The following is a 20,625-nucleotide window of genomic DNA, read 5'->3' on the forward strand; positions in this document are numbered from 1 at the left end:
ACAGTACTCCATTTGGGCCACGTGCGTGGATTGGCGCGCCATCCAACTTCTGTGGAGAGGCGGGACTTGACCCTCCGTTGCGGGCGTTTCGCGATCTTGCACGTGGCGTAGTTCACGCAATCTCCCGAAAAGGAACTATCGGTTTCGCCCGTACGTCCCCTTCTCGTGCAGTTGATTGATCAAGTGCGAGAAAGGAAGGAAAGCTCCCGGTATGCGTGAAAGGCCCGAAGTCGTTGGTGAGTCGAGTGCCGGGGAGGAGGTGGAACGCAAGCGGATCGACCTGAGCGTGCCTCAGGTCGCCGGCAGCGCCGTGGCCGCGGTGGTGGCCGCGAAGCTCGCCTCGTACTTCGGGGTCTACGGCACGATCCTCGGCGCCGGTGTGGTGAGTGTCGTCGCCACCTGCGGCGGCTCGCTCTTCCAGCACTTCTTCAAACGGACCGGCGAGCAGCTCCGCGACTCGCAGGTCCGTGACGCACAGGTCCGGCGCGACGCACAGGTCCGTGACGTACGGATCCGTGTCGCGGAGGGGGCCGCGAAACCGGCGGTGCGCACCTCGCCCGCGCCGGGCGAGTTCAACGAGGGCACCGTCCACCGCGCCCGGATCGGACGCCGTAAGAAGAGGCCGTTGGTGGCCGCCGCGCTCGTCTTCGGGGTCGCGATGGCCGGGATCACCACGTACGAGCTGGTGTCGGGCGACAGTTTCAGCGGCGACAAGGGGACGACGGTCACCGGGGCGGTCTCGGGCGGCGGTTCCTCGTCCGGTCCCTCCGACGAGGACTCGGGCACCACCTCGCCGTCGCCCTCATCGCCCTCATCGCCGTCGTCTTCCTCTTCCTCCTCCTCGACGGAGGAGCCGGCTCCGTCGGGCGGCGCCTCCTCCCCGGAGAGCGACAGCGGGGAGGACGCGGGCGACACCGGCGGCGGTGCCGCGACCGGGACGGCGCCCGATCCCACCGCCACGGAGGACGGCGCGGGGGCCGACGGCTCGGCGACCCCCGGGCCCACGGAGTCGGCTACGACCCCAGGACCCTCCGCAAGTAGTCGTTCTGGAACAGACGATCAGGATCCAGCCGGTCCCGCAGCGCCGTGAACTCGCCGAAGCGCGGATAGACGCCGGCGAAGTACTCGGCGTCCCGCGTGTGCACCTTGCCCCAGTGCGGCCGCCCCTCGTGGGCGGTGAAGATGCGCTCGGCTGCGGTGAAGTACCCCTGGTACGGCGTGCCCTTGACCATGTGGACGGCGATGTAGGCGCTGTCCCGGCCGGAGGCGGTGGACAGGGTGATGTCGTCGGCGGGGGCGGTGCGCACCTCCACGGGGAAGCTGATCCGCAGACCCGAGCGGTCGATCATCGCCTTCAGCTCGCGCAGGGTCTCGGTCACCGCCTCGCGCGGGACGGCGTACTCCATCTCCGTGAAGCGCACCCGGCGCGGAGACGTGAACACCTTGTACGGGATGTCCGTGTAGGTACGCGCCGACAGGGCCTTGCTCGACACCTGGGCGATCGCCGGGATCGTCGCGGGCACCGCCCGGCCGACCCACTGGGCCACCTGGAAGACGCCGTTGGAGAGGAGCTCGTCCTCGATCCAGCTCGATACCTGGCTCACCGGCTTGCGGGGGCCCGCGCTGCGGTTGTTTCGCTTGGTGTTGGTGCTGCCGGTGTGCGGGAACCAGTAGAACTCGAAGTGCTCGTTCTCGGCCCACAGTTCGTCGAAGTCGGCGAGGACCTTGTCGAAGGGCATCGGTTCCTCCCGCGCGGTGAGCAGGAAGACGGGCTCCACGGCGAAGGTGATCGCGGTGACGATGCCGAGGGCGCCCAGGCCGATGCGGGCGGCGGCGAAGAGCGCGCGCTCCTCCTCGGTCCCCTTCTCCGAGCACGTGAGCACCGAGCCGTCGGCCGTGACGAGTTCGAGGGCCTTGATCTGGGCGGCGATCGAGGCGGACTCGCGGCCGGTGCCGTGGGTGCCGGTACTGGTCGCCCCGGAGACCGTCTGCTCCATGATGTCGCCCATGTTGGTGAGCGACAGGCCCTCGCGCGCGAGCGCGAGGTTGAGTCTCTTGAGCGGTGTGCCGGCCTCGACCGTGACGGTCATGTTGTCGCGATCAATGTGGCGGATACCGGTCAACAGGTGAGGGCGGATCATCACGCCGTCGGTCGCCGCGATCGACGTGAAGGAGTGGCCCGTGCCGACGGCCTTGACCTTCAGCCCGTCCTCGGCGGCCCGGCGCACGGCCTCGGCCAGTTCGTCGACGGAGGCGGGCGTGACCTCCCGCGCGGGGCGCGCGACGACATTGCCGCCCCAGTTACGCCACGTGCCGTTCGTCCCGCTCGGTGTCCTGCTCAACGGTGCCTCCCCGACCCGGCGCCGGCCTGCTCAGCCGGCGGTACCCCAGGAAACCGACCGCGACCGCGACGGCTCCGGAGACCGCCGGAACCCCGTACCCGGCCCGTGCCCCCGCCGCGTCGATGACCCAGCCGGCGATGGAGGAGCCGAGCGCGACGCCGACCGCGAGCCCGGTGCTGATCCAGGTCATGCCCTCGGTCAGTTGTGCGCGTGGTACGTGCTCTTCGATGAGGGACATCGTGGTGATCATCGTGGGAGCGATGGCCAGACCCGCAAGGAACAGCGCCACGGCCAGAAACGGCAAGTTCCCGACCAGTAGGAGGGGGATCATACTCACGCCCATCATGAACACGCCCAGCAGCCAGCGCCGTTCCGGGGCCCCCTTGAGGTGCAGCAGGCCGAACACGAGCCCGGCCACGCAGGAACCGGCCGCGTACAGCGCCAGGACCACACTGGCCGCGCCCTTGTGACCCTGCTCGTCGGCGAAGGCGACGGTGACCACGTCGACCGCCCCGAAGATCGTTCCGGTCGCCACGAAGGTGGCCACCAGGACCTGGAGTCCGGGCGAACGCAGGGCCGACCCGCCGCCGCGCTGCTCGCGCGGATGCGGTGCGGGCTCGGTGGCCCGCTGGGCGGTCAGCCAGAAGACGCCCACGGCGAGGAAGCCGGCCGCCAGCAGCGGCCCCGCCTCCGGGAACCAGGCAGTGGACAGACCGATGGAGACGATCGGCCCGAAGATGAAGCACACCTCGTCCACCACGGACTCGAAGGAGTACGCGGTGTGCAGCTGAGGCGTCCCGCGGTACAGGGCCGCCCAGCGGGCCCGGATCATCGCGCCGAGGCTCGGCACGGAACCGATCCCGGCGGCGCACACGAACAGCACCCAGTCCGGCCACTCGAAGTGCGCGGCCAGCAGCAGCCCCGCCGCGGCGGTGAGGGCGACCAGGGTCGCGGGGCGCAGCACCCGGCGCTGGCCGTGCACGTCCACCAGCCGCGAGATCTGCGGCCCGAAGGCGGCGGCCGCCAGCGCGATGGTCGCCGACAGCGCGCCCGCCAGCCCGTAGCGCCCGGTGAGCTGGGAGACCATCGTGACCACGCCGATGCCCATCATCGACAGCGGCATCCTGCCGACGAAACCCGCGGCGGAGAACCCCTTGGAGCCTGGGGCGGCGAACAGGGCGTGGTAGGGGCTGGACACGGGGTCTCCGGTAGGTCCGGGCACGCGCGCGTGACGCTCGGCGCGGCGTGGGGGAAGGCGGTTCGGCAGGGACTCGGTAAGGCGTGCGGTGAGCCCGGCGGAACCGGTAAGGCGTGAACGCCGCTCGTACAGCTTACGAAGTTAGGCAACCCTAACGCATCCGGGCGAAGGTGGCGCCCGTCCGGCACCCCGCCGTTTCCCGCCTGTCGGAGGCGGGTGGCAGGATCGACTCATGCGAGACGCGCTCGATGCCACCCCCTACGACGCCCTGCTCCTGCTCTCCTTCGGCGGCCCGGAAGGCCCGGACGACGTGGTCCCGTTCCTGGAGAACGTGACGCGCGGGCGCGGCATCCCCAAGGAACGCCTCAAGGAAGTCGGGCAGCACTACTTCCTGTTCGGCGGGGTCAGCCCCATCAACGACCAGAACCGCGCCCTGCTGGACGCCCTGCGCAAGGACTTCGCCGGCCACGGCCTGGACCTGCCGATCTACTGGGGCAACCGCAACTGGGCCCCGTACCTCACGGACACCCTGCGCGAGATGGTCACCGACGGCCGCCGCCGCATCCTCGTCCTCGCCACCAGCGCCTACGCCTCGTACTCCGGCTGCCGCCAGTACCGCGAGAATCTCGCCGACTCGCTGGCCGCGCTGGAGGCCGAGGGGCTCGAACTGCCGAAGGTCGACAAGCTGCGGCACTACTTCAACCACCCCGGCTTCCTGGAACCCATGATCGAGGGGGTGCTGCGGTCGCTGGCCGACCTCCCCGACGAGGTCAGGGACGGCGCGCACCTCGCCTTCTCGACCCACTCCATCCCGACCGCGTCCGCGGACACCTCCGGCCCGGTCGAGGGGCACGGCGACGGCGGGGCCTACGTGCGCCAGCACCTGGACACCGCACGGCTCATCGCCGACGCCGTCCGCGAGCGCACCGGCGTGGACCACCCCTGGCAGCTCGTCTACCAGTCCCGCTCCGGCGCCCCGCACATCCCCTGGCTGGAGCCCGACATCTGCGACCACCTGGAGGAGCGGCACGCGGCCGGCGTCCCGGCCGTCGTGATGGCCCCCATCGGCTTCGTCTCCGACCACATGGAGGTCCTCTACGACCTCGACACGGAGGCCACCGCCAGGGCCGGGGAACTGGGCCTGCCGGTGCGCCGCTCGGCCACCGTCGGCGCCGACCCGCGCTTCGCCGCCGCGATCCGTGAACTCGTCCTGGAGCGCGCCGCGGCGGAGAGCGGCCTCGACGTCACCCCGTGCGCCCTCGGGGCGCTCGGCCCGAGCCACGACCTGTGCCCGGTCGGCTGCTGCCCCGCCCGCGCCCCCAAGCCCGCCGCCGCGGGCGCCGACAGCCCCTACGCGTGAGGAACGGCGTGACCGACCCCCTGCACACCGAACTGCTCCAGCTCGCCAAGGAGGCCGCCCGCCGCGCCGGCGAACTGCTGCGGGACGGCCGCCCGGCCGATCTCGCGGTCGCCGCCACCAAGTCGAGCCCGATCGACGTGGTCACCGAGATGGACATCGCGGCCGAGAAACTGATCACCGGCCTCATCTCCGAACACCGCCCCGACGACGGCTTCCTCGGCGAGGAGGGCGCCTCCAGCGAGGGCAGCAGCGGCATCCGCTGGGTGATCGACCCGCTCGACGGCACGGTCAACTACCTCTACGGACTGCCCACCTGGGCCGTCTCCATCGCCGCCGAGCAGGACGGCGAGACCGTCGTCGGGGTCGTGGAGATCCCGATGCGCGGCGAGACGTACCACGCGGTGCGCGGCGGCGGGGCGTGGGGGAGCGGCGCCCGGGAGGGCGAGCGTGCCCTGTCCTGCCGTCCCGCGGCCCCTCTCGAGCAGGCCCTGGTCTCCACCGGCTTCAACTACGTCACCGAGGTGCGCGCCCACCAGGCCGACGTCGCGCAGCGGCTGATCCCGCTGCTGCGGGACATCCGGCGCGGCGGCTCGGCCGCTGTCGACCTGTGCGACGTGGCCGCGGGCCGTCTCGACGGCTACTACGAACGCGGGCTGCACCCGTGGGACCTCGCCGCGGGCGACCTGATCGCCCGGGAAGCGGGCGCGCTGACCGGTGGGCGGCCCGGAGAGCGCCCCGCACGCGACCTGGCGGTGGCGGCCTCGCCCGGCGTCTTCGAACCCCTCCAGCGACTCCTGGAGGACTTCGGCGCCTGGCACGACTGAGCCGCTCCCGAGCGGACACGCGAAGGGGCCCCGGCGCTGGATTCGCCGGGGCCCCTCCGTCTGCCTGCGAACTGCTCAGACGACGCTCGTCGCGCCGACCTCCACACCGTGCTCGGCGGCGAGGCGGCGCAGGTCGTCGAGCTCGGCCTGTTCCACCTCGACGAGGAAGTCGTCGCCCTCGTCGCGAGCCCGCGTCAGGTCGGACTCGGTCGTCCTTATGCGGTGCAGAAGTCCTGCGGTGAATGCGTCCATGCTGCGCCCCCTCGTCCTGGGTCGTGGGTCGGTGGCACGGGGGTGTGCCGGTTGAGAAGGGGCGATCACGTCTGCCACAGGTGCCCAGCGCTGCCCTGCCGGGCGGCGACGGTGCCGGACACCCACGCCCGCTCTGCGGCAAACGGACCGCGGAGTACCGCATGGTGGTGCGGCACATGCAGAGCGTGATCGCGGGATGTAAAGCCGTCCTCCCCCCGCTCCCTTCCGTGGAAACCTCAACCTCACGAGAAAATCTCGCATTCCCGGGCTTCACACCCGCCCTTCATCTTCCGCGCACCCGTCTTACCGCCGACTTATGACCGAAAAGGGCAGGATGGAGGCCACACTCACCGAAACCCCTGCCCGCGGGCGCGCACGGAGCGCTACGCGGGTGGACACAGGAAGGACAGCGACGTGCGCGTACTCGTCGTCGAGGACGAGCAACTGCTCGCCGATGCGGTGGCCACCGGACTGCGCCGGGAGGCCATGGCCGTCGACGTCGTGTACGACGGTGCGGCCGCCCTGGAGCGCATCGGCGTCAACGACTACGACGTGGTCGTCCTCGACCGGGACCTCCCCCTCGTCCACGGCGACGACGTCTGCCGCAAGATCGTCGAACTCGGCATGCCCACACGCGTGCTCATGCTCACGGCCTCCGGTGACGTCAGCGACCGCGTCGAGGGCCTGGAGATCGGCGCCGACGACTACCTCCCCAAGCCCTTCGCCTTCAGCGAGCTGATCGCACGCGTGCGCGCCCTCGGCCGGCGCACCAGCCTGCCGTTGCCGCCCGTCCTGGAGCGGGCCGGCATCAAGCTCGACCCCAACCGCCGCGAGGTCTTCCGCGACGGCAAGGAGGTCCAGCTCGCGCCCAAGGAGTTCGCCGTCCTGGAGGTGCTGATGCGCAGCGAGGGCGCGGTCGTCTCCGCGGAGCAGCTCCTGGAGAAGGCCTGGGACGAGAACACCGACCCGTTCACCAACGTGGTCCGCGTCACCGTCATGACGCTCCGCCGCAAGTTGGGCGAACCTCCGGTGATCGTCACGGTCCCCGGTTCCGGCTACCGGATCTGATCCGCCGTGGCCTCGACACCCGCCCCTCCCCAGGCGCCCCCGAAGCCCACCTGGGCTCCCAGGAGCCCGCAGTCGCCCTTCCCGTGGCTGCGGCCGACCATCCGCATACGGCTCACGCTGCTGTACGGCGGCATGTTCCTGATCGCCGGCATCCTGCTCCTGTCGATCATCTATCTGCTGGCCGCCCAGGCCCTGCACACCGGCAACCAGCCACTGTTCAAGATCATCGACGTCGGGAACCTGAAGGTCTCCAGCACCGACTGTCCCGGGCTCGCGAGCGGCCAGACGCTGGGTGAGTTCAACGACGCGATCAGCCAGTGCATGAACCACCAGCGCCAGGCGGCGCTGGACAACCTCCTCAGCCGTTCCCTGCTGGCCCTGCTGGGCCTCGCCGTGATCGCCTTCGCCTTCGGCTACGCGATGGCCGGACGGGTGCTGTCCCCGCTCGGCCGGATCACCCGCACCGCGCGCGCGGTGGCGGGCTCGGACCTGTCCCGCCGTATCGAGCTGGACGGTCCGGACGACGAGCTGAAGGAGCTGGCCGACACCTTCGACGACATGCTGGAGCGCCTCCAGCGGGCCTTCACGGCCCAGCAGCGCTTCGTGGGCAACGCCTCGCACGAGCTGAGGACGCCGCTGGCGATCAACCGCACGCTGCTCGAGGTGCACCTCTCCGACCCGGACGCTCCGGTGGAACTGCAACAGCTCGGCAAGACGCTGCTGGCCACCAACGAGCGCAGCGAGCAGCTCGTCGAGGGTCTGCTGCTGCTCGCCCGCAGCGACAACCAGATCGTCGAGCGCAAACCGGTCGACCTCGCCGAGGTCGCCGGGCAGGCCATCGATCAGGTGCACGCCGAGGCGGCGGCCAAGGGGGTCGTGATCCGCGGGGAGCAGAAACCCGCCGTCGTCCAGGGCAACGGTGTCCTGTTGGAGCGGATCGCGCTGAATCTCGTGCAGAACGCCGTACGGTACAACGTGTCCGAGGGCGGCTGGGTCGAGGTGACCACCGAGGTCCAGCACGGGCAGGCGGTCCTCGTCGTGTCGAACACCGGGCCCGTCGTGCCCGCCTATGAGATCGACAATCTGTTCGAGCCCTTCCGGCGCCTGCGCACGGAGCGGACGGGCAGTGACAAGGGGGTCGGGTTGGGCCTGTCCATCGTGCGGTCCGTGGCCCGGGCGCACGGCGGCCATATCGCGGCCCAGCCGCGCGAGGGGGGTGGGCTCGTGATGCGGGTCACCTTCCCCGTCTGAGATCATGTCGCCGACACACGCGGGGATGTTCGCTTTGCGCGGAATTTTCTGGGCCCCGACCTGGCTTACCCGTGTGTGATCGATCACAAGGGCGAATTTCCGGCCATCTACTCTCCGTGATCATGAATGCCGTCGTAAAGCCCGGAAAATCCGGGTTTTCAGGGGTCCTGATCACGGGAAGTACACGGTGAGACGCCTTTGAAGTGCGGCAATCGGACCGTGTACGGTCCCGATCGCCATCCAAGCCGATCACTCGTGAGGAGTTCGGTTGGGTGTCGATTGAGTAACAGACCTTGATGTGAGGCAAAATCTCCGCCTCGAGGCGGGCACAAGTCCGGCCTCTCACGCGTTACGTGCGCTGGAGACACCGCAGACACCCAGAGGGGGAGAGGCGAAATGGCTACCGATTACGACACCCCACGCAAGACCGATGACGATGTCGACTCAGACAGTCTCGAAGAGCTGAAGGCCAGGCGGAACGACAAGTCCGCATCGGCCGTCGACGTCGACGAATTCGAGGCCGCGGAGGGGCTCGAACTGCCCGGCGCAGACCTCTCGAACGAGGAACTGGCCGTCCGCGTGCTGCCGAAGCAGCAGGACGAGTTCACCTGCATGAGCTGCTTCCTGGTGCACCACCGCAGCCAGCTGGCCCGGGAGAAGAACGGCCAGCCGATCTGCCGCGACTGCGACTGAGGAGGGGTCGGCCGTGACTGGCTCGACCCCACCTCGGAAGCGCCGCTTCCCCCTGCGGGGAACGGACAAGGGGCCCTCCCGCGGCCCCCACGGCGTGCGTGACGACGAGCGAGGCTCATCCGGTACGGGAGCGGTCCCGGCGGGATCGGCCTCGCTCGAACCCGCGACTGACCGGACTGACCACCCGGTGCCGGCGCGGAGCGCCGCCCCCGTCGCCAAGCGACGGGCGGCGGTCATCCGGGACAAGGCGACGGACCTTGCCCGCGAAGGCGTCCGCAAGGGCGGGAGCCGCGCCAGGGCGGGGCTGGGGCACCTCGCCGACCGGATCATCGATCTCGCCCCACGGGTCCCCGTACGGGACCTCCAGACGCTGCGCAGGCAGTTCCCCGGGCTCGGGCCCGAGCAGATCGCCGACAAGCTCGTGGCGGGCGCGGCGAACGCCACGTCCACCGTGGGCGCGGGCATCGGCGCGGCCGCGATGCTTCCCGTGCCGCCCGCGATGCCGACCGAACTGGCCGCGGAGATCACCGGCGTCGCCGCGATCGAGCTGAAACTGATCGCCGAACTCCACGAGGTCTACGGCGTACGGCCGGCGGGCAGCCTCAAGGACCGCAGCACCGCGTATCTGCGCTCGTGGTCCGGCGAACGCGGCGTCAACGTCATGAAGCCGTCCTCGGTCAACTCCGCGCTCGGCGGCCAGATGAAGCGCGAGCTGCGCCAGCAGATCATGAAGCGCATGGTCCGCGACCTGCCGATGCTGATGCCCTTCATGGTGGGCGCCGCCGTCGGCGCCCTCATGAACCGGCGGGACACCAGGAGGGTGGCCGCCAAGGTCCGGGGCGACCTGCGGAAGATGCAGGTCCCGTGGGACGAGCTGCCGGAACTGCCGGCGCTGGAGAAGCCCGCGGATCCCCTGGCCATCGGGGAGATCCCCAGCGACCCCCTGCACCCCCTGCACCCCTCGGATCCCGCGGGTCCCGCGGGACCCGTCGAACGGGGCGACTCCGACGGCCCCGGGAATCCCACGGGGTCCGGGCGCTGAGGGCTCCGGTTACGCCGTCGCCTCCCGCGCCGCCTTCAGCGCCTCCGCCAGCCGCTCCGGCTCCCGCGTCGACAGGTACAGGTAGGGGGTCGGGTCGTCCGGGTCGGTGACCTCGACCCGCAGCGCCGTCGGGATGTAGGAGCGCAGCAGCAGGAAGGCGCGGGTGTCGGCCTTGTACGTGCGCCAGGCGCGCGCCTCGTCCGCGTCCAGGATCTCCGCCTCCCCGAGGGCGGCGACCGGGATCTTCGCCTCGCCCGCGATGAGCGAGCCGCCCACGACCCGGATGCGGAGCGAGCCGTAGGAGCTCGCCACGACCGCCGCGGCCGCGGTGCCGCCGACCAGGCCGCCGAGCAACGGCAGGGTGCCGAAGGGCAGCAGGATCAGGGCCATGGAGACACCCACGAGGAACGAGACGAACCACCACGAGCGGGGGGCGGTGAGGCGTTCTTCGTACGGGGTGGTCGAGAGCTGCATGCAGCCAAGCTTGGCACGGTGTCCTGACAGGGCGGACGCGCGGGTAAGGTCTGCGGCTGTGAGTGGTACTTCCGCAGCTCTTGAGCCTCCGGCCGATGCCGTGAAACCCGTCCGGCACCCCGACGCTCCCGCGCCCGGCGAGCTTCTCGGCGCCCACTACGAACACTGTTTCGGATGTGGCGGCGAGCAGACCCACGGACTGCGTCTGGAGGCGCGGGCCGGCGAGGGCGTGACGATCACCGCCGAGTTCACCGTGCAGCCCGCCCACCAGGGCGCGCCCGGCCTCGCGCACGGCGGGATCCTGGCCACCGCCCTCGACGAGACGCTCGGCTCGCTGAACTGGCTGCTGCGGACGATCGCCGTGACCGGACGGCTGGAGACCGACTTCGTGCGTCCCGTGCCCGTCGGCACCACGCTGTACCTGGAGGCCGAGGTGACGGCGGTCGCCGGGCGCAAGATCTACTCGACCGCCACCGGACGGATCGGCGGCCCCGACGGCCCGCTCGCCGTCCGTGCCGACGCGCTCTTCGTCGAGGTCGCGGTCGAGCACTTCGTGAGCCACGGCCGTGAGGCGGAGATCCGGGCCGCCATGAGCGACCCGGACCAGATCAGGCGCACCCGCGCCTTCGAGGTGAACCCGTGAGCCGCGACCCCCTGAACGTTCTGATCCGGCGCGTCGACCCCGACGTACCGCTTCCGACGTACGAGCACCCGGGTGACGCCGGGGCCGATCTGCGCACCACGCGCAGCCATGAACTCGCGCCGGGGGAGCGGGCCGTGCTGCCCACCGGCGTGTCCATCGCCCTGCCCGAGGGGTACGCGGCCTTCGTGCACCCGCGCTCCGGGCTGGCCGCCCGGTGCGGCGTCGCCCTCGTGAATGCCCCGGGGACGGTTGATGCCGGGTACCGTGGGGAGATCAAGGTGATCGTGGTGAATCTCGACCCGCGCGAGTCCGTGCGGTTCGAGCGCTTCGACCGGATTGCCCAACTGGTCGTGCAGCAGGTCGAGAGGGTCCGCTTCCAGGAGGTGGCGGAGCTTCCCGAATCGGCGCGGGCCGCAGGGGGCTTCGGGTCCACCGGCGGCCATGCCGCCGTGGGCGGTGAAAGCGGTACAAGCGCCTCGGCCGCCGAGGGCGGCGCGACGGGTGGGAATCGATACGCTTCGGTCGTATCCGACCGGGAAGGACAGTGACGTGTTCGGACGTCGCAAGAAGAAGGGTGCCGCCGAGGACGCGGCCGGCGAGGCCGAGCAGGTCGTCGACAGTGTCGACGCTGAGGCGGACGAGGCAGAGGGCGGGCGCGAGCGGGTGCGGCTCGAGCCCGAGCCGCGGCCCGACGGGCCCTGGGACGACTCGGAGGTACGCGACCCGGCCGAGGGGCGCGTGGACCTCGGCGGGATTTTCGTGCCCGGCGTCGACGGCATGGAGCTGCGGGTCGAGGTCGCCGGCGACGCGATCGTCGCGGCGACCGTCGTGCTGCGCGACAGCGCCATCCAGCTGCAGGCCTTCGCCGCTCCCAAGCGCGAGGGCATCTGGGGCGAGGTGCGCGAGGAGATCGGCTCCGGCATCACCCAGCAGGGTGGCATCGTCGACGAGGTCGAAGGCCCGCTGGGCTGGGAGCTGCGGGCCCAGGTGCCCGTGCAGCTGCCGGACGGCACGGGTGGCTTCCACGTCGTGCGGTTCGTCGGCGTGGACGGTCCCCGTTGGTTCCTGCGTGGTGTGATCTCGGGCCAGGGCGCGGTGCAGCCGCAGGCGGCCGGTCTGCTCGAGCAGATCTTCCGGGACACCGTCGTGGTCCGGGGCGAGGGCCCGATGGCGCCCCGCGACCCGATCGTCCTCAAGCTGCCGAACGACGCGCAGATGGTCCCCGAGGGCGTCCAGCAGCAGGACGACAGCTCCCGGTTCTCCGGCGGCATGGGCCAGCTCCAGCGCGGACCGGAGATCACCGAGGTCCGCTAGCCCACGACGGCAGACCGCACGGCTGACAGGGCCGCACCCCGCACGGGGTGCGGCCCTTCGTCGCGCGTGCGCTCCCGCGCCGTTCTCGTGTGGGAGCCCTTGACGGCCCATTGGTCTGGACCTACGGTCTCCGCTCAACGCCTGAGTTCATAAGGGCGCTCTGTGTTCACATACAAGAACAAGAACGGAGCTGCTGTGCGTCGAACCGCATTCCTTGTGACCGTCACCGCCCTGGTCGTGGGCGCTCTCGCCTCCCCGAACGCCCCCCGGGCCGAAGCCGCCCCCACCGCCTTCGCCCACCCCGGGGTCACCGTCTCCCGGGCGCAGCTGGACTTCGTCCGGGGCAAGGTCGACTCGGCCGCCCAGCCCTGGAAGGGCGCCTTCGACCAGCTGCTGGCGAGCAAGTACGCCAGCCTGAGCCGCACCCCCAAGCCCCGCGCCGTGGTCGAGTGCGGGTCCTACTCCAACCCGAACTACGGCTGCACGGACGAGCGGGAGGACGCCCTCGCGGCGTACACCGACGCCCTCGCCTGGTACATCACGCGGGACGATCGGTACGCGAAGAAGGCCATCGAGCTGATGGACGCCTGGTCGGCCGTCGTCAAGGACCACACCAACAGCAACGCGCCCCTCCAGACCGGCTGGGCCGGCTCGTCCTGGCCGAGGGCGGCCGAGATCATCAAGTACACGTACACCGGCGGCTGGGCGAACTCCGGCCGCTTCGCGACCATGCTGCGGGACGTCTACCTGCCCGAGGTCATCAACGGCTCCAACTCCAACGGCAACTGGGAGCTGTCCATGACGGAGGCCGCGATCGGCATCTCCGTCTTCCTGGAGGACAAGGCGTCGTACGACAAGGCCATGGCGAAGTTCCGCACCCGTACGGCCGCCTATGTCTACCTGGCCTCCGACGGGGAACTGCCGAAGACCGTGCCGAGCCAGAACCTCAACACCCGGGACAAGATCGTCGCCTACTGGCAGGGGCAGGGCACCTTCGTCACCGGGCTGACCCAGGAGACCTGCCGCGACCTCACCCACACCGGCTACGGCATCTCCGCGATCTCGCACGTCGCCGAGACCAGCCGGATCCAGGGGCAGGATGTGTACGGCACCGACGTCGGCGAGCGGCTGCGGCAGGCCCTCGGCTTCCAGGCCAAGTACCAGCTGGGCACGGCCGTCCCGAGCTGGCTGTGCGGCGGCTCCCTGAACCAGGACCTCGGCCCCGTCACCGAGGTCGGCTACAACGCGCTGCACAACCGTCTGGGCATCGCGATGACCAACACCCGGACGCTGACCCTGCAGAACCGCCCGGCGGGCAGCAACAACCTCTTCGTCGCCTGGGAGACGCTCACCCACGGCGACAACCCGGCGTGACCCGGCGTCGAAGGCCCGGGGCTGTGACCCGGTGTCCAAGCCGCGCAGTCCCGTGACGCGCAGTCCCGTGACGCGCAGTCCGTGAACCGATGCGGGGGGCTCGTCCGATGAAGGGGTGAGGGGCGCCGGTGCTCGTGCCGCCGCGTCAGGGTTGCGTCAAAGGCGTCCCTCACCCTTCAGCTCGTCCCTTATATCGGAATTGTGGGCCGTAAGGTCGACGCTGCGTACGCAGGAGTCACGGGAAGACAATGAGGCCATGGCACGCGGGAACCTTCGGATCTACCTCGGTGCGGCACCGGGCGTGGGCAAGACCTACGCGATGCTGTCCGAGGCGCACCGCCGGGTGGAGCGCGGCACGGACTGCGTGGTGGCGTTCGTCGAGCACCACGGGCGGCAGCGCACCGAGGTGATGCTGCACGGCCTCGAACAGGTCCCGCGCCGGGAGCTGGAGTACCGGGGCGGCCTCTTCACCGAGATGGACGTGGACGCGGTCCTCGCCCGCGCCCCGCGGGTCGCCCTGGTGGACGAACTCGCGCACACCAACGTCCCGGGCTCGCGCAACGCCAAGCGCTGGCAGGACGTGCAGGAACTGCTCGCCGCCGGCATCGACGTGGTCTCGACGGTGAACATCCAGCACCTGGAGTCCCTCGGCGACGTCGTGGAGTCGATCACCGGGGTGCGCCAGCAGGAGACGGTTCCCGACGAGTTCGTCCGGCGCGCCGACCAGATCGAGCTGGTGGACATGTCACCGCAGGCGCTGCGGCGGCGGATGGCCCACGGCAACATCTACAAGCCGGACAAGGTCGACGCGGCCCTGTCCAACTACTTCCGGCCCGGGAACCTCACCGCCCTGCGGGAGCTGGCCCTGCTCTGGGTCGCCGACCGGGTCGACGAGTACCTGAAGCAGTACCGCAGCGAGCACCGGGTCTCGGCGATCTGGGGCTCGCGCGAGCGGATCGTGGTCGGGCTGACCGGCGGCCCGGAGGGACGCACGCTGATCCGGCGGGCGGCCCGGCTGGCGGAGAAGGGCGCCGGCGGTGAGGTGCTGGCCGTGTACATCGCGCGCAGTGACGGGCTGACCTCCGCCTCGCCCAAGGAACTGGCGGTCCAGCGCACCCTCGTCGAGGACCTGGGCGGCACCTTCCACCACGTGGTCGGCGACGACATCCCGGCAGCGCTGCTCGACTTCGCCCGCGGGGTCAACGCCACCCAGATCGTCCTCGGCTCCTCGCGCCGCAAGGCCTGGCAGTACGTCTTCGGGCCCGGGGTCGGCGCGACGGTCGCCCGGGAGTCGCGGTCCGACCTCGACGTGCACATCGTCACCCACGACGAGGTCGCCAAGGGGCGCGGGCTGCCGGTGGCCCGCGGCGCCCGGCTCGGACGGGCCCGGATCGTCTGGGGCTGGCTGGTCGGCGTGGTGGGCCCGGCGCTGCTGGCCCTGCTGCTGAACACCGTCCACCTCGGCCTCGCCAACGACATGCTGCTCTTCCTGGCGGTGACGGTGGCGGCGGCGCTGCTCGGCGGGCTGCTGCCGGCCCTGGCCTCGGCCGCCGTGGGCTCGCTCCTGCTGAACTACTTCTACACACCGCCCCTGCACCGGTGGACGGTCGCCGACCCGAAGAACATCGTCGCCATCGTGATCTTCGTCGGGGTGGGGGTGTCGGTGGCCTCGGTGGTGGACCTGGCCGCCCGGCGCACGCATCAGGCGGCCCGGCTGCGGGCCGAGTCGGAGATCCTCTCCTATCTGGCGGGCAACGTGCTGCGGGGCGAGACCAGCCTGGAGGCGCTGCTGGAGCGGGTGCGCGAGACCTTCGGGATGGAGTCGGCGGCACTGCTGGAGCGGGCCGACGACAGGGCGCCGTGGACCCGCGCGGGCCACGTCGGGTTCGGACGGCCGGTGGAGCGGCCGGAGGACGCGGACGTGGACGTGCCGGTCGGCGACCACCTGGCGCTGGCGCTCACCGGGCGCGTGCTGCCCGCGGAGGACCGGCGGGTGCTGGCCGCGTTCGCCGCGCAGGCGGTCGTCGTGCTGGACCGCAGACGCCTCCAGGAGGAGGCCGACCAGGCCCGCGCGCTGGCCGAGGGCAACCGCATCCGCACAGCCCTGCTGGCCGCCGTCAGCCACGACCTGCGGACCCCGCTGGCCGGGATCAAGGCGGCCGTGTCGAGCCTCAGGTCCGACGACGTGGCCTGGTCCGAGGAGGACCGGGCGGAGCTGCTGGAGGGCATCGAGGAGGGCGCGGACCGCCTCGACCACCTGGTGGGCAACCTGCTCGACATGTCCCGCCTCCAGACCGGTACGGTCACGCCGATCATCCGGGAGATCGACCTGGACGAGGTGGTGCCGATGGCGCTCGGCGGGGTGCCCGACCCGGCGGCGAGCGTGGAACTGGACATCCCCGAGTCGCTGCCCATGGTCGCCGTGGACGCCGGACTGCTGGAGCGGTCGGTCGCCAACCTCGTGGAGAACGCGGTCAAGTACAGTCCGGGCGGCGAGCCGGTGCTGGTCTCGGCGAGCGCGATGTCCGACCGGGTCGAGGTACGCGTCGTGGACCGCGGGCCGGGCGTCCCCGACGAGGCCAAGGAGCGGATATTCGCCCCTTTCCAGCGCTACGGTGACGCTCCGCGCGGGGCCGGGGTGGGGCTGGGCCTCGCGGTCGCGCGCGGCTTCGCCGAGGCCATGGGCGGCACCCTGAACGCCGAGGACACCCCCGGCGGCGGCCTCACCATGGTCCTCACCGTCCGCGCGGCGGGACCGCACCCCGAGCAGCCGGCCGCACGACCCGCACGACCCGAAAGGCACGCCTCATGCTGAGCCAGGCCGAGGGGACGCCCCAGGCCCCCACGAGAGTGCTCGTGATCGACGACGAGCCGCAGATCGTCCGCGCCCTCGTGATCAACCTCAAGGCCCGCAGGTACGAGGTCGACGCGGCGCACGACGGCGCCACCGCCCTCCGGCTCGCCGCCGCCCGCCACCCGGACGTGATCGTCCTCGACCTGGGGCTGCCCGACATGGACGGCGTCGAGGTGATCAAGGGGCTGCGCGGCTGGACCAGGGTGCCGATCCTGGTGCTGTCCGCCCGGCACTCCTCGGACGAGAAGGTGGAGGCGCTGGACGCGGGCGCCGACGACTACGTCACCAAGCCGTTCGGCATGGACGAGCTGCTGGCCCGGCTGCGCGCCGCGGTCCGCCGGGCGGAACCCGCCGGGAGCGGTGAGGACGAGGTCCTGGTGGAGACCGACGAGTTCACCGTCGACCTGGCCGCGAAGAAGGTCAACCGGGCCGGGAAGGACGTACGGCTGACCCCCACGGAATGGCACCTGCTGGAGGTGCTGGTGCGCAACACCGGCCGGCTGGTCAGCCAGAAACAGCTCCTCCAGGAGGTCTGGGGGCCCTCGTACGGCACGGAGACCAACTACCTGCGGGTGTACATGGCGCAGCTGAGACGCAAGCTGGAGGCGGACCCCTCGCACCCCAAGCACTTCGTCACGGAACCCGGGATGGGCTACCGGTTCGAGCGCTAGTGCGACGCCTGGGGCGGCGGCTACGGCTCGGCGGGTGTGCCCCGGTACCCTTCAGACATGAGTGCTGTCCCTCGTTCCGAAAAGCCGGTGGGCCGGTTCCGGCGCATGCTCGACCGGCTCTCCTCGTCGCAGGAGGACCTGGAGTCCGAGGAGCTGCGAGAGGACGCCGAGACGGCCGGGTGCACGCGGATCGGTGACTGCCAGGACCGTCAGATCGTCACGGTTACTGGTACCTTGCGCACGGTCACTCTGCGGCCACGCGCCGGAGTCCCGGCCCTGGAGGCCGAGCTGTTCGACGGCAGCGCCGCGCTGGACGTGGTGTGGCTGGGCAGGCGCTCCATAGTGGGCATAGAGCCCGGGCGCAGGCTCATCGCATCGGGGCGGGTCTCCATGAGCCGGGGCCGCCGGGTGCTGTTCAACCCCAAGTACGAACTGAGACCCCTGGGTAGGGAGTAGCCGGTGACGTCGCTCGACAAGCCGACCGAAGACACGACCGCGGACGACACGACCGCGGCCGACGCCCGGGCGGTGACCGAGGCCGCGCTGTTCGAGGCGTTCGGCGGGGTGCGGGGCATGGTCGAGACGGTGGTGCCCGGCCTGCTCTTCGTCACGATCTTCACGATCAACAAGGATCTGCACATGTCCGCGATCGCCGCGCTCGCGGTGTCGCTGATCCTGGTCGTGGTCCGCCTGGCGATGAAGGACACGGTCAAGCACGCCTTCAGCGGCGTCTTCGGGGTCGCCTTCGGCGTGGTCTTCGCGATGATGACCGGCAACGCCAAGGATTTCTATCTGCCGGGCATGCTCTACACGCTCGGCCTGGCCCTCGCCTACATCATCTCGACGCTGTGCGGGGTGCCGCTGATCGGCCTGATCCTGGGCCCGGTCTTCAAGGAGAACCTCTCCTGGCGGACCCGCAACCCGGGCCGCAAGAAGGCGTACGCCAAGGCCAGCTGGGCGTGGGGACTGATCCTGCTCGCCAAGTGCGCGATCCTCTTCCCGCTGTACTGGTGGGCCGACACCGCGCAGCTGGGCTGGGTGCTGATCGCGCTGAAGATCCCGCCGTTCCTGCTCGCCGTCTGGCTGACGTGGGTCTTCCTCGCGAAGGCTCCCGCGCCGATCGACGTGTTCGCGGAGATGGAGGCGGAGGAGAAGGCCGCCGCCGCGAAGGCGGAGGCGGCCTCGTCGGAGGCCGGCGGGCGGCACCGCCGGGACGGGTAGCCCCCGGTGCAGACCGTCCGCGCGGGCCGCGCCCCCGGACACCGGCTTCGGCCCTGACGGGGCCGCGCCGTCGAAGGCCGGACGGGTTGAAGAGACAGACGCGTGAGGGGCGCCCGGAGATCTCCGGGCGCCCCTCACGCGTATCGACCGAAGGTCAGCTGCCGGTGTCCGCCTTGCGGACCGACAGGAGGTCCTCCAGCTGTTCCTCCCTCGCCTGGGCGGCCACGAAGAGCAGCTCGTCGCCCGCCTCGAGGGAGTCCTCACGGGTCGGGGTGAGGACCCGGGTGCCGCGGATGATGGTGACCAGCGAGGTGTCCTCCGGCCACTCCACGTCGCCGACCTGGGTGCCGGCCAGGGCCGACTCCTCGGGGAGGGTCAGTTCGACGAGGTTCGCGTCGCCGTGGCTGAAGCGGAGCAGACGGACCAGGTCGCCGACGCTCACCGCCTCCTCGACCAGGGCCGACATCAGACGCGGGGTGGAGACGGCCACGTCCACGCCCCAGGACTCGTTGAACAGCCACTCGTTCTTCGGGTTGTTCACCCGGGCGACGACGCGCGGGACGCCGTACTCCGTCTTGGCCAGCAACGACACGACCAGGTTGACCTTGTCGTCGCCGGTCGCGGCGATCACGACGTTGCAGCGCTGCAGGGCCGCCTCGTCGAGCGAGGTGATCTCGCAGGCGTCGGCCAGCAGCCACTCCGCCTGCGGGACGCGCTCGACCGAGATGGCCGTCGGCGCCTTGTCCACGAGCAGGACCTCGTGGCCGTTCTCCAGCAGTTCGGCGGCGATCGAGCGGCCGACCGCGCCGGCTCCGGCAATGGCGACCCTCATCAGTGACCGTCCTCCTTGGGGCCCTCGGCGAACGAGGCCTCGACCTTCTCGACCTCGTCGCTGCGCAGCATCACGTGCACCAGGTCGCCTTCCTGGAGCACCGTCTGGGAGGTCGGCAGGATCGCCTCGCCGAGGCGGGTGAGGAACGCCACGCGGACGCCCGTCTCCTCCTGGAGCTTGCTGATCTTGTGGCCGACCCAGGACGGCGCGGCGTGCACCTCGGCGAGCTCGACGCCCCCGGTGGGGTCGCGCCACAGCGGCTCGGCGCCCGAGGGGAGCAGCCGGCGCAGCATCTGGTCGGCCGTCCAGCGGACGGTGGCGACGGTGGGGATGCCGAGACGCTGGTAGACCTCGGCGCGCCGGGGGTCGTAGATGCGGGCGGCGACGTTCTCGATGCCGAACATCTCACGGGCCACGCGGGCGGCGATGATGTTGGAGTTGTCGCCGCTGGACACGGCGGCGAACGCGCCGGCCTCCTCGATGCCCGCCTCGCGCAGGGTGTCCTGGTCGAAGCCGACTCCGGTGACCCGCCGGCCACCGAAACCGGAGCCCAGTCGTCGGAAGGCGGTGGGGTCCTGGTCGATCACGGCGACCGTGTGCCCCTGTTGCTCCAGGGTCTGCGCGAGGGCGGAACCCACCCTGCCGCAGCCCATGATGACGATGTGCACGACCGTCCTTCCGAGGTCAAGAAGTCAAGAAGTCAATAAAAATTCTGGCTTGGCTGTGAACAGGGTCTCAGACCGTCGACCAAGCTACACACGTGCGGTCGGCGCGGGGCACCCCTGTGCACGCTTTGCGCGATCAGCGCCGGCTGATGCTCCAGAGACTGAGGAAGGTAAGGATTCCGAGGCCGACGAGGGTGCCGACGGCGCCGATGATCTCCGCGGTCGTGTGCATGGACCCTCCAAGGGGGCGGCAGCGGGCGGGGATTGTCATATAGGCATGCGGATCGGCGCCGTCACGGAATCCGCAGCGCGGGCATGGCCGATTTCACCCGTGAGGCAGACGCGGCACGCCATCACCCGGCTGAGGCCGGGGGAGGGTGGGCGGTCCCGTGTTCGAAGGCCTACGATCCTCTGTTGTGTCCAAACTGACCGACGTGCCCAAACGGATTCTGATCGGGCGCGCACTGCGCAGTGATCGGCTCGGAGAAACGCTCCTGCCGAAGCGCATCGCCCTGCCCGTCTTCGCTTCCGACCCGCTGTCCTCCGT

The 20,625-nt window shown here is 70.8% G+C and carries 21 protein-coding genes; 15 read left to right on the top strand and 6 right to left on the bottom strand.

Annotated features, from left to right (window positions below):
* Positions 1–259 precede the first annotated feature (259 nt).
* Positions 260–1,090 carry a hypothetical protein gene (locus J2X68_RS30035; RefSeq protein ID WP_399041178.1) on the top strand — a complete coding sequence of 277 codons (831 nt, stop codon included), beginning with the start codon at positions 260–262 and terminating at the stop codon, positions 1,088–1,090.
* Here the strand turns inward: J2X68_RS30035 and J2X68_RS30040 are convergent.
* Together J2X68_RS30040 and J2X68_RS30045 are read right to left on the bottom strand one after the other, a co-directional pair.
* On the bottom strand, positions 1,014–2,342 hold the full coding sequence (locus J2X68_RS30040; RefSeq protein ID WP_310435739.1) for a D-arabinono-1,4-lactone oxidase: 1,329 nt from the start codon (positions 2,340–2,342) through the stop codon (positions 1,014–1,016). The genes J2X68_RS30035 and J2X68_RS30040 overlap by 77 nt on opposite strands.
* A complete protein-coding gene (locus J2X68_RS30045) occupies positions 2,302–3,540 on the bottom strand; it encodes an MFS transporter (protein WP_310435740.1) in 1,239 nt (412 codons plus the stop codon). Before J2X68_RS30045 ends, J2X68_RS30040 begins: the two co-directional genes overlap by 41 nt.
* Positions 3,541–3,772: 232 nt before the next feature.
* On the opposite strand from J2X68_RS30045, the gene J2X68_RS30050 reads away from it, so the two are divergent.
* Together J2X68_RS30050 and J2X68_RS30055 are read left to right on the top strand one after the other, a co-directional pair.
* Positions 3,773–4,900, top strand: coding sequence for a ferrochelatase (locus tag J2X68_RS30050; RefSeq protein ID WP_310435741.1), 1,128 nt, complete (start codon positions 3,773–3,775; stop codon positions 4,898–4,900).
* A gap of 8 nt (positions 4,901–4,908) precedes the next feature.
* Positions 4,909–5,724, top strand: coding sequence for an inositol monophosphatase family protein (locus J2X68_RS30055; protein WP_310435742.1), 816 nt, complete (start codon positions 4,909–4,911; stop codon positions 5,722–5,724).
* 75 nt (positions 5,725–5,799) lie between these two features.
* Here the strand turns inward: J2X68_RS30055 and J2X68_RS30060 are convergent, their stop codons facing one another.
* Positions 5,800–5,976 (bottom strand): hypothetical protein, encoded by a 177-nt coding sequence (locus J2X68_RS30060; protein ID WP_310435743.1) that lies wholly within the window; start codon positions 5,974–5,976, stop codon positions 5,800–5,802.
* A 414-nt stretch (positions 5,977–6,390) separates the two neighbouring features.
* On the opposite strand from J2X68_RS30060, the gene J2X68_RS30065 reads away from it, so the two are divergent.
* The 4 genes from J2X68_RS30065 to J2X68_RS30080 all read left to right on the top strand — a co-directional run bounded on the left by J2X68_RS30065 (position 6,391) and on the right by J2X68_RS30080 (position 10,030).
* Positions 6,391–7,044, top strand: coding sequence for a response regulator transcription factor (locus tag J2X68_RS30065; RefSeq protein WP_020125132.1), 654 nt, complete (start codon positions 6,391–6,393; stop codon positions 7,042–7,044).
* A 6-nt stretch (positions 7,045–7,050) separates the two neighbouring features.
* Entirely contained in the window at positions 7,051–8,295 is a 1,245-nt protein-coding gene (locus J2X68_RS30070) for a HAMP domain-containing sensor histidine kinase (protein ID WP_310435744.1), read from the top strand.
* Between the two features lie 396 nt (positions 8,296–8,691).
* Positions 8,692–8,988 carry a DUF4193 domain-containing protein gene (locus J2X68_RS30075; protein WP_003993510.1) on the top strand — a complete coding sequence of 99 codons (297 nt, stop codon included), beginning with the start codon at positions 8,692–8,694 and terminating at the stop codon, positions 8,986–8,988.
* A gap of 13 nt (positions 8,989–9,001) precedes the next feature.
* Positions 9,002–10,030: a hypothetical protein gene (locus tag J2X68_RS30080; protein WP_310435745.1), complete on the top strand. Its 1,029-nt coding sequence runs from the start codon at positions 9,002–9,004 to the stop codon at positions 10,028–10,030.
* A 9-nt stretch (positions 10,031–10,039) separates the two neighbouring features.
* Here J2X68_RS30080 and J2X68_RS30085 read toward each other — a convergent pair whose 3' ends face one another.
* Complete coding sequence (locus J2X68_RS30085; RefSeq protein WP_310435746.1) at positions 10,040–10,504, bottom strand: DUF3093 domain-containing protein; 465 nt, start codon at positions 10,502–10,504, stop codon at positions 10,040–10,042.
* Positions 10,505–10,562: 58 nt separating this feature from the next.
* Here J2X68_RS30085 and J2X68_RS30090 point away from each other — a divergent pair, with 58 nt between their 5' ends.
* The 8 genes from J2X68_RS30090 (at position 10,563) to J2X68_RS30125 (ending at position 18,581) form a co-directional block, all read left to right on the top strand.
* Positions 10,563–11,147: a PaaI family thioesterase gene (locus J2X68_RS30090; protein ID WP_310435747.1), complete on the top strand. Its 585-nt coding sequence runs from the start codon at positions 10,563–10,565 to the stop codon at positions 11,145–11,147.
* Positions 11,144–11,695 (top strand): dUTP diphosphatase, encoded by a 552-nt coding sequence (gene dut, locus J2X68_RS30095; protein WP_054243626.1) that lies wholly within the window; start codon positions 11,144–11,146, stop codon positions 11,693–11,695. Before J2X68_RS30090 ends, dut begins: the two co-directional genes overlap by 4 nt.
* Position 11,696: 1 nt before the next feature.
* Positions 11,697–12,461 (top strand): DUF3710 domain-containing protein, encoded by a 765-nt coding sequence (locus tag J2X68_RS30100; protein ID WP_310435748.1) that lies wholly within the window; start codon positions 11,697–11,699, stop codon positions 12,459–12,461.
* 195 nt (positions 12,462–12,656) lie between these two features.
* Positions 12,657–13,835, top strand: coding sequence for an alginate lyase family protein (locus J2X68_RS30105; RefSeq protein WP_310435749.1), 1,179 nt, complete (start codon positions 12,657–12,659; stop codon positions 13,833–13,835).
* A gap of 256 nt (positions 13,836–14,091) precedes the next feature.
* On the top strand, positions 14,092–16,650 hold the full coding sequence (locus tag J2X68_RS30110) for an ATP-binding protein (protein ID WP_310435750.1): 2,559 nt from the start codon (positions 14,092–14,094) through the stop codon (positions 16,648–16,650).
* Positions 16,644–17,360, top strand: coding sequence for a response regulator (locus tag J2X68_RS30115; RefSeq protein WP_310435751.1), 717 nt, complete (start codon positions 16,644–16,646; stop codon positions 17,358–17,360). Before J2X68_RS30110 ends, J2X68_RS30115 begins: the two co-directional genes overlap by 7 nt.
* 57 nt (positions 17,361–17,417) lie before the next feature.
* Entirely contained in the window at positions 17,418–17,816 is a 399-nt protein-coding gene (locus tag J2X68_RS30120) for an OB-fold nucleic acid binding domain-containing protein (protein ID WP_078890401.1), read from the top strand.
* A 3-nt stretch (positions 17,817–17,819) separates the two neighbouring features.
* Complete coding sequence (locus J2X68_RS30125; protein ID WP_310435752.1) at positions 17,820–18,581, top strand: DUF3159 domain-containing protein; 762 nt, start codon at positions 17,820–17,822, stop codon at positions 18,579–18,581.
* Positions 18,582–18,735: 154 nt separating this feature from the next.
* On the opposite strand, the gene J2X68_RS30130 is transcribed toward J2X68_RS30125, so the two are convergent.
* Together J2X68_RS30130 and J2X68_RS30135 are read right to left on the bottom strand one after the other, a co-directional pair.
* The gene (locus J2X68_RS30130; protein ID WP_310435753.1) at positions 18,736–19,413 is read right to left on the bottom strand and encodes a TrkA family potassium uptake protein; all 678 of its coding nucleotides are present in this window, start codon (positions 19,411–19,413) and stop codon (positions 18,736–18,738) included.
* Positions 19,413–20,081, bottom strand: coding sequence for a TrkA family potassium uptake protein (locus J2X68_RS30135; protein ID WP_020125146.1), 669 nt, complete (start codon positions 20,079–20,081; stop codon positions 19,413–19,415). Before J2X68_RS30135 ends, J2X68_RS30130 begins: the two co-directional genes overlap by 1 nt.
* Positions 20,082–20,625: the final 544 nt, after the last annotated feature.

This window comes from Streptomyces sp. 3330 (assembly GCF_031456635.1).
Taxonomy (GTDB): domain Bacteria; phylum Actinomycetota; class Actinomycetes; order Streptomycetales; family Streptomycetaceae; genus Streptomyces.

What these genes read in the sequence shown, in the direction of transcription:
- J2X68_RS30050 (WP_310435741.1), top strand. Translation starts at nt 3,773, where the DNA reads ATGCGAGACGCGCTCGATGCCACCCCCTACGACGCCCTGCTCCTGCTC.
- J2X68_RS30060 (WP_310435743.1), bottom strand. Translation starts at nt 5,976, where the DNA reads ATGGACGCATTCACCGCAGGACTTCTGCACCGCATAAGGACGACCGAG.
- J2X68_RS30075 (WP_003993510.1), top strand. Translation starts at nt 8,692, where the DNA reads ATGGCTACCGATTACGACACCCCACGCAAGACCGATGACGATGTCGAC.
- J2X68_RS30085 (WP_310435746.1), bottom strand. Translation starts at nt 10,504, where the DNA reads ATGCAGCTCTCGACCACCCCGTACGAAGAACGCCTCACCGCCCCCCGC.
- J2X68_RS30110 (WP_310435750.1), top strand. Translation starts at nt 14,092, where the DNA reads ATGGCACGCGGGAACCTTCGGATCTACCTCGGTGCGGCACCGGGCGTG.
- J2X68_RS30115 (WP_310435751.1), top strand. Translation starts at nt 16,644, where the DNA reads ATGCTGAGCCAGGCCGAGGGGACGCCCCAGGCCCCCACGAGAGTGCTC.
- J2X68_RS30120 (WP_078890401.1), top strand. Translation starts at nt 17,418, where the DNA reads ATGAGTGCTGTCCCTCGTTCCGAAAAGCCGGTGGGCCGGTTCCGGCGC.
- J2X68_RS30130 (WP_310435753.1), bottom strand. Translation starts at nt 19,413, where the DNA reads ATGAGGGTCGCCATTGCCGGAGCCGGCGCGGTCGGCCGCTCGATCGCC.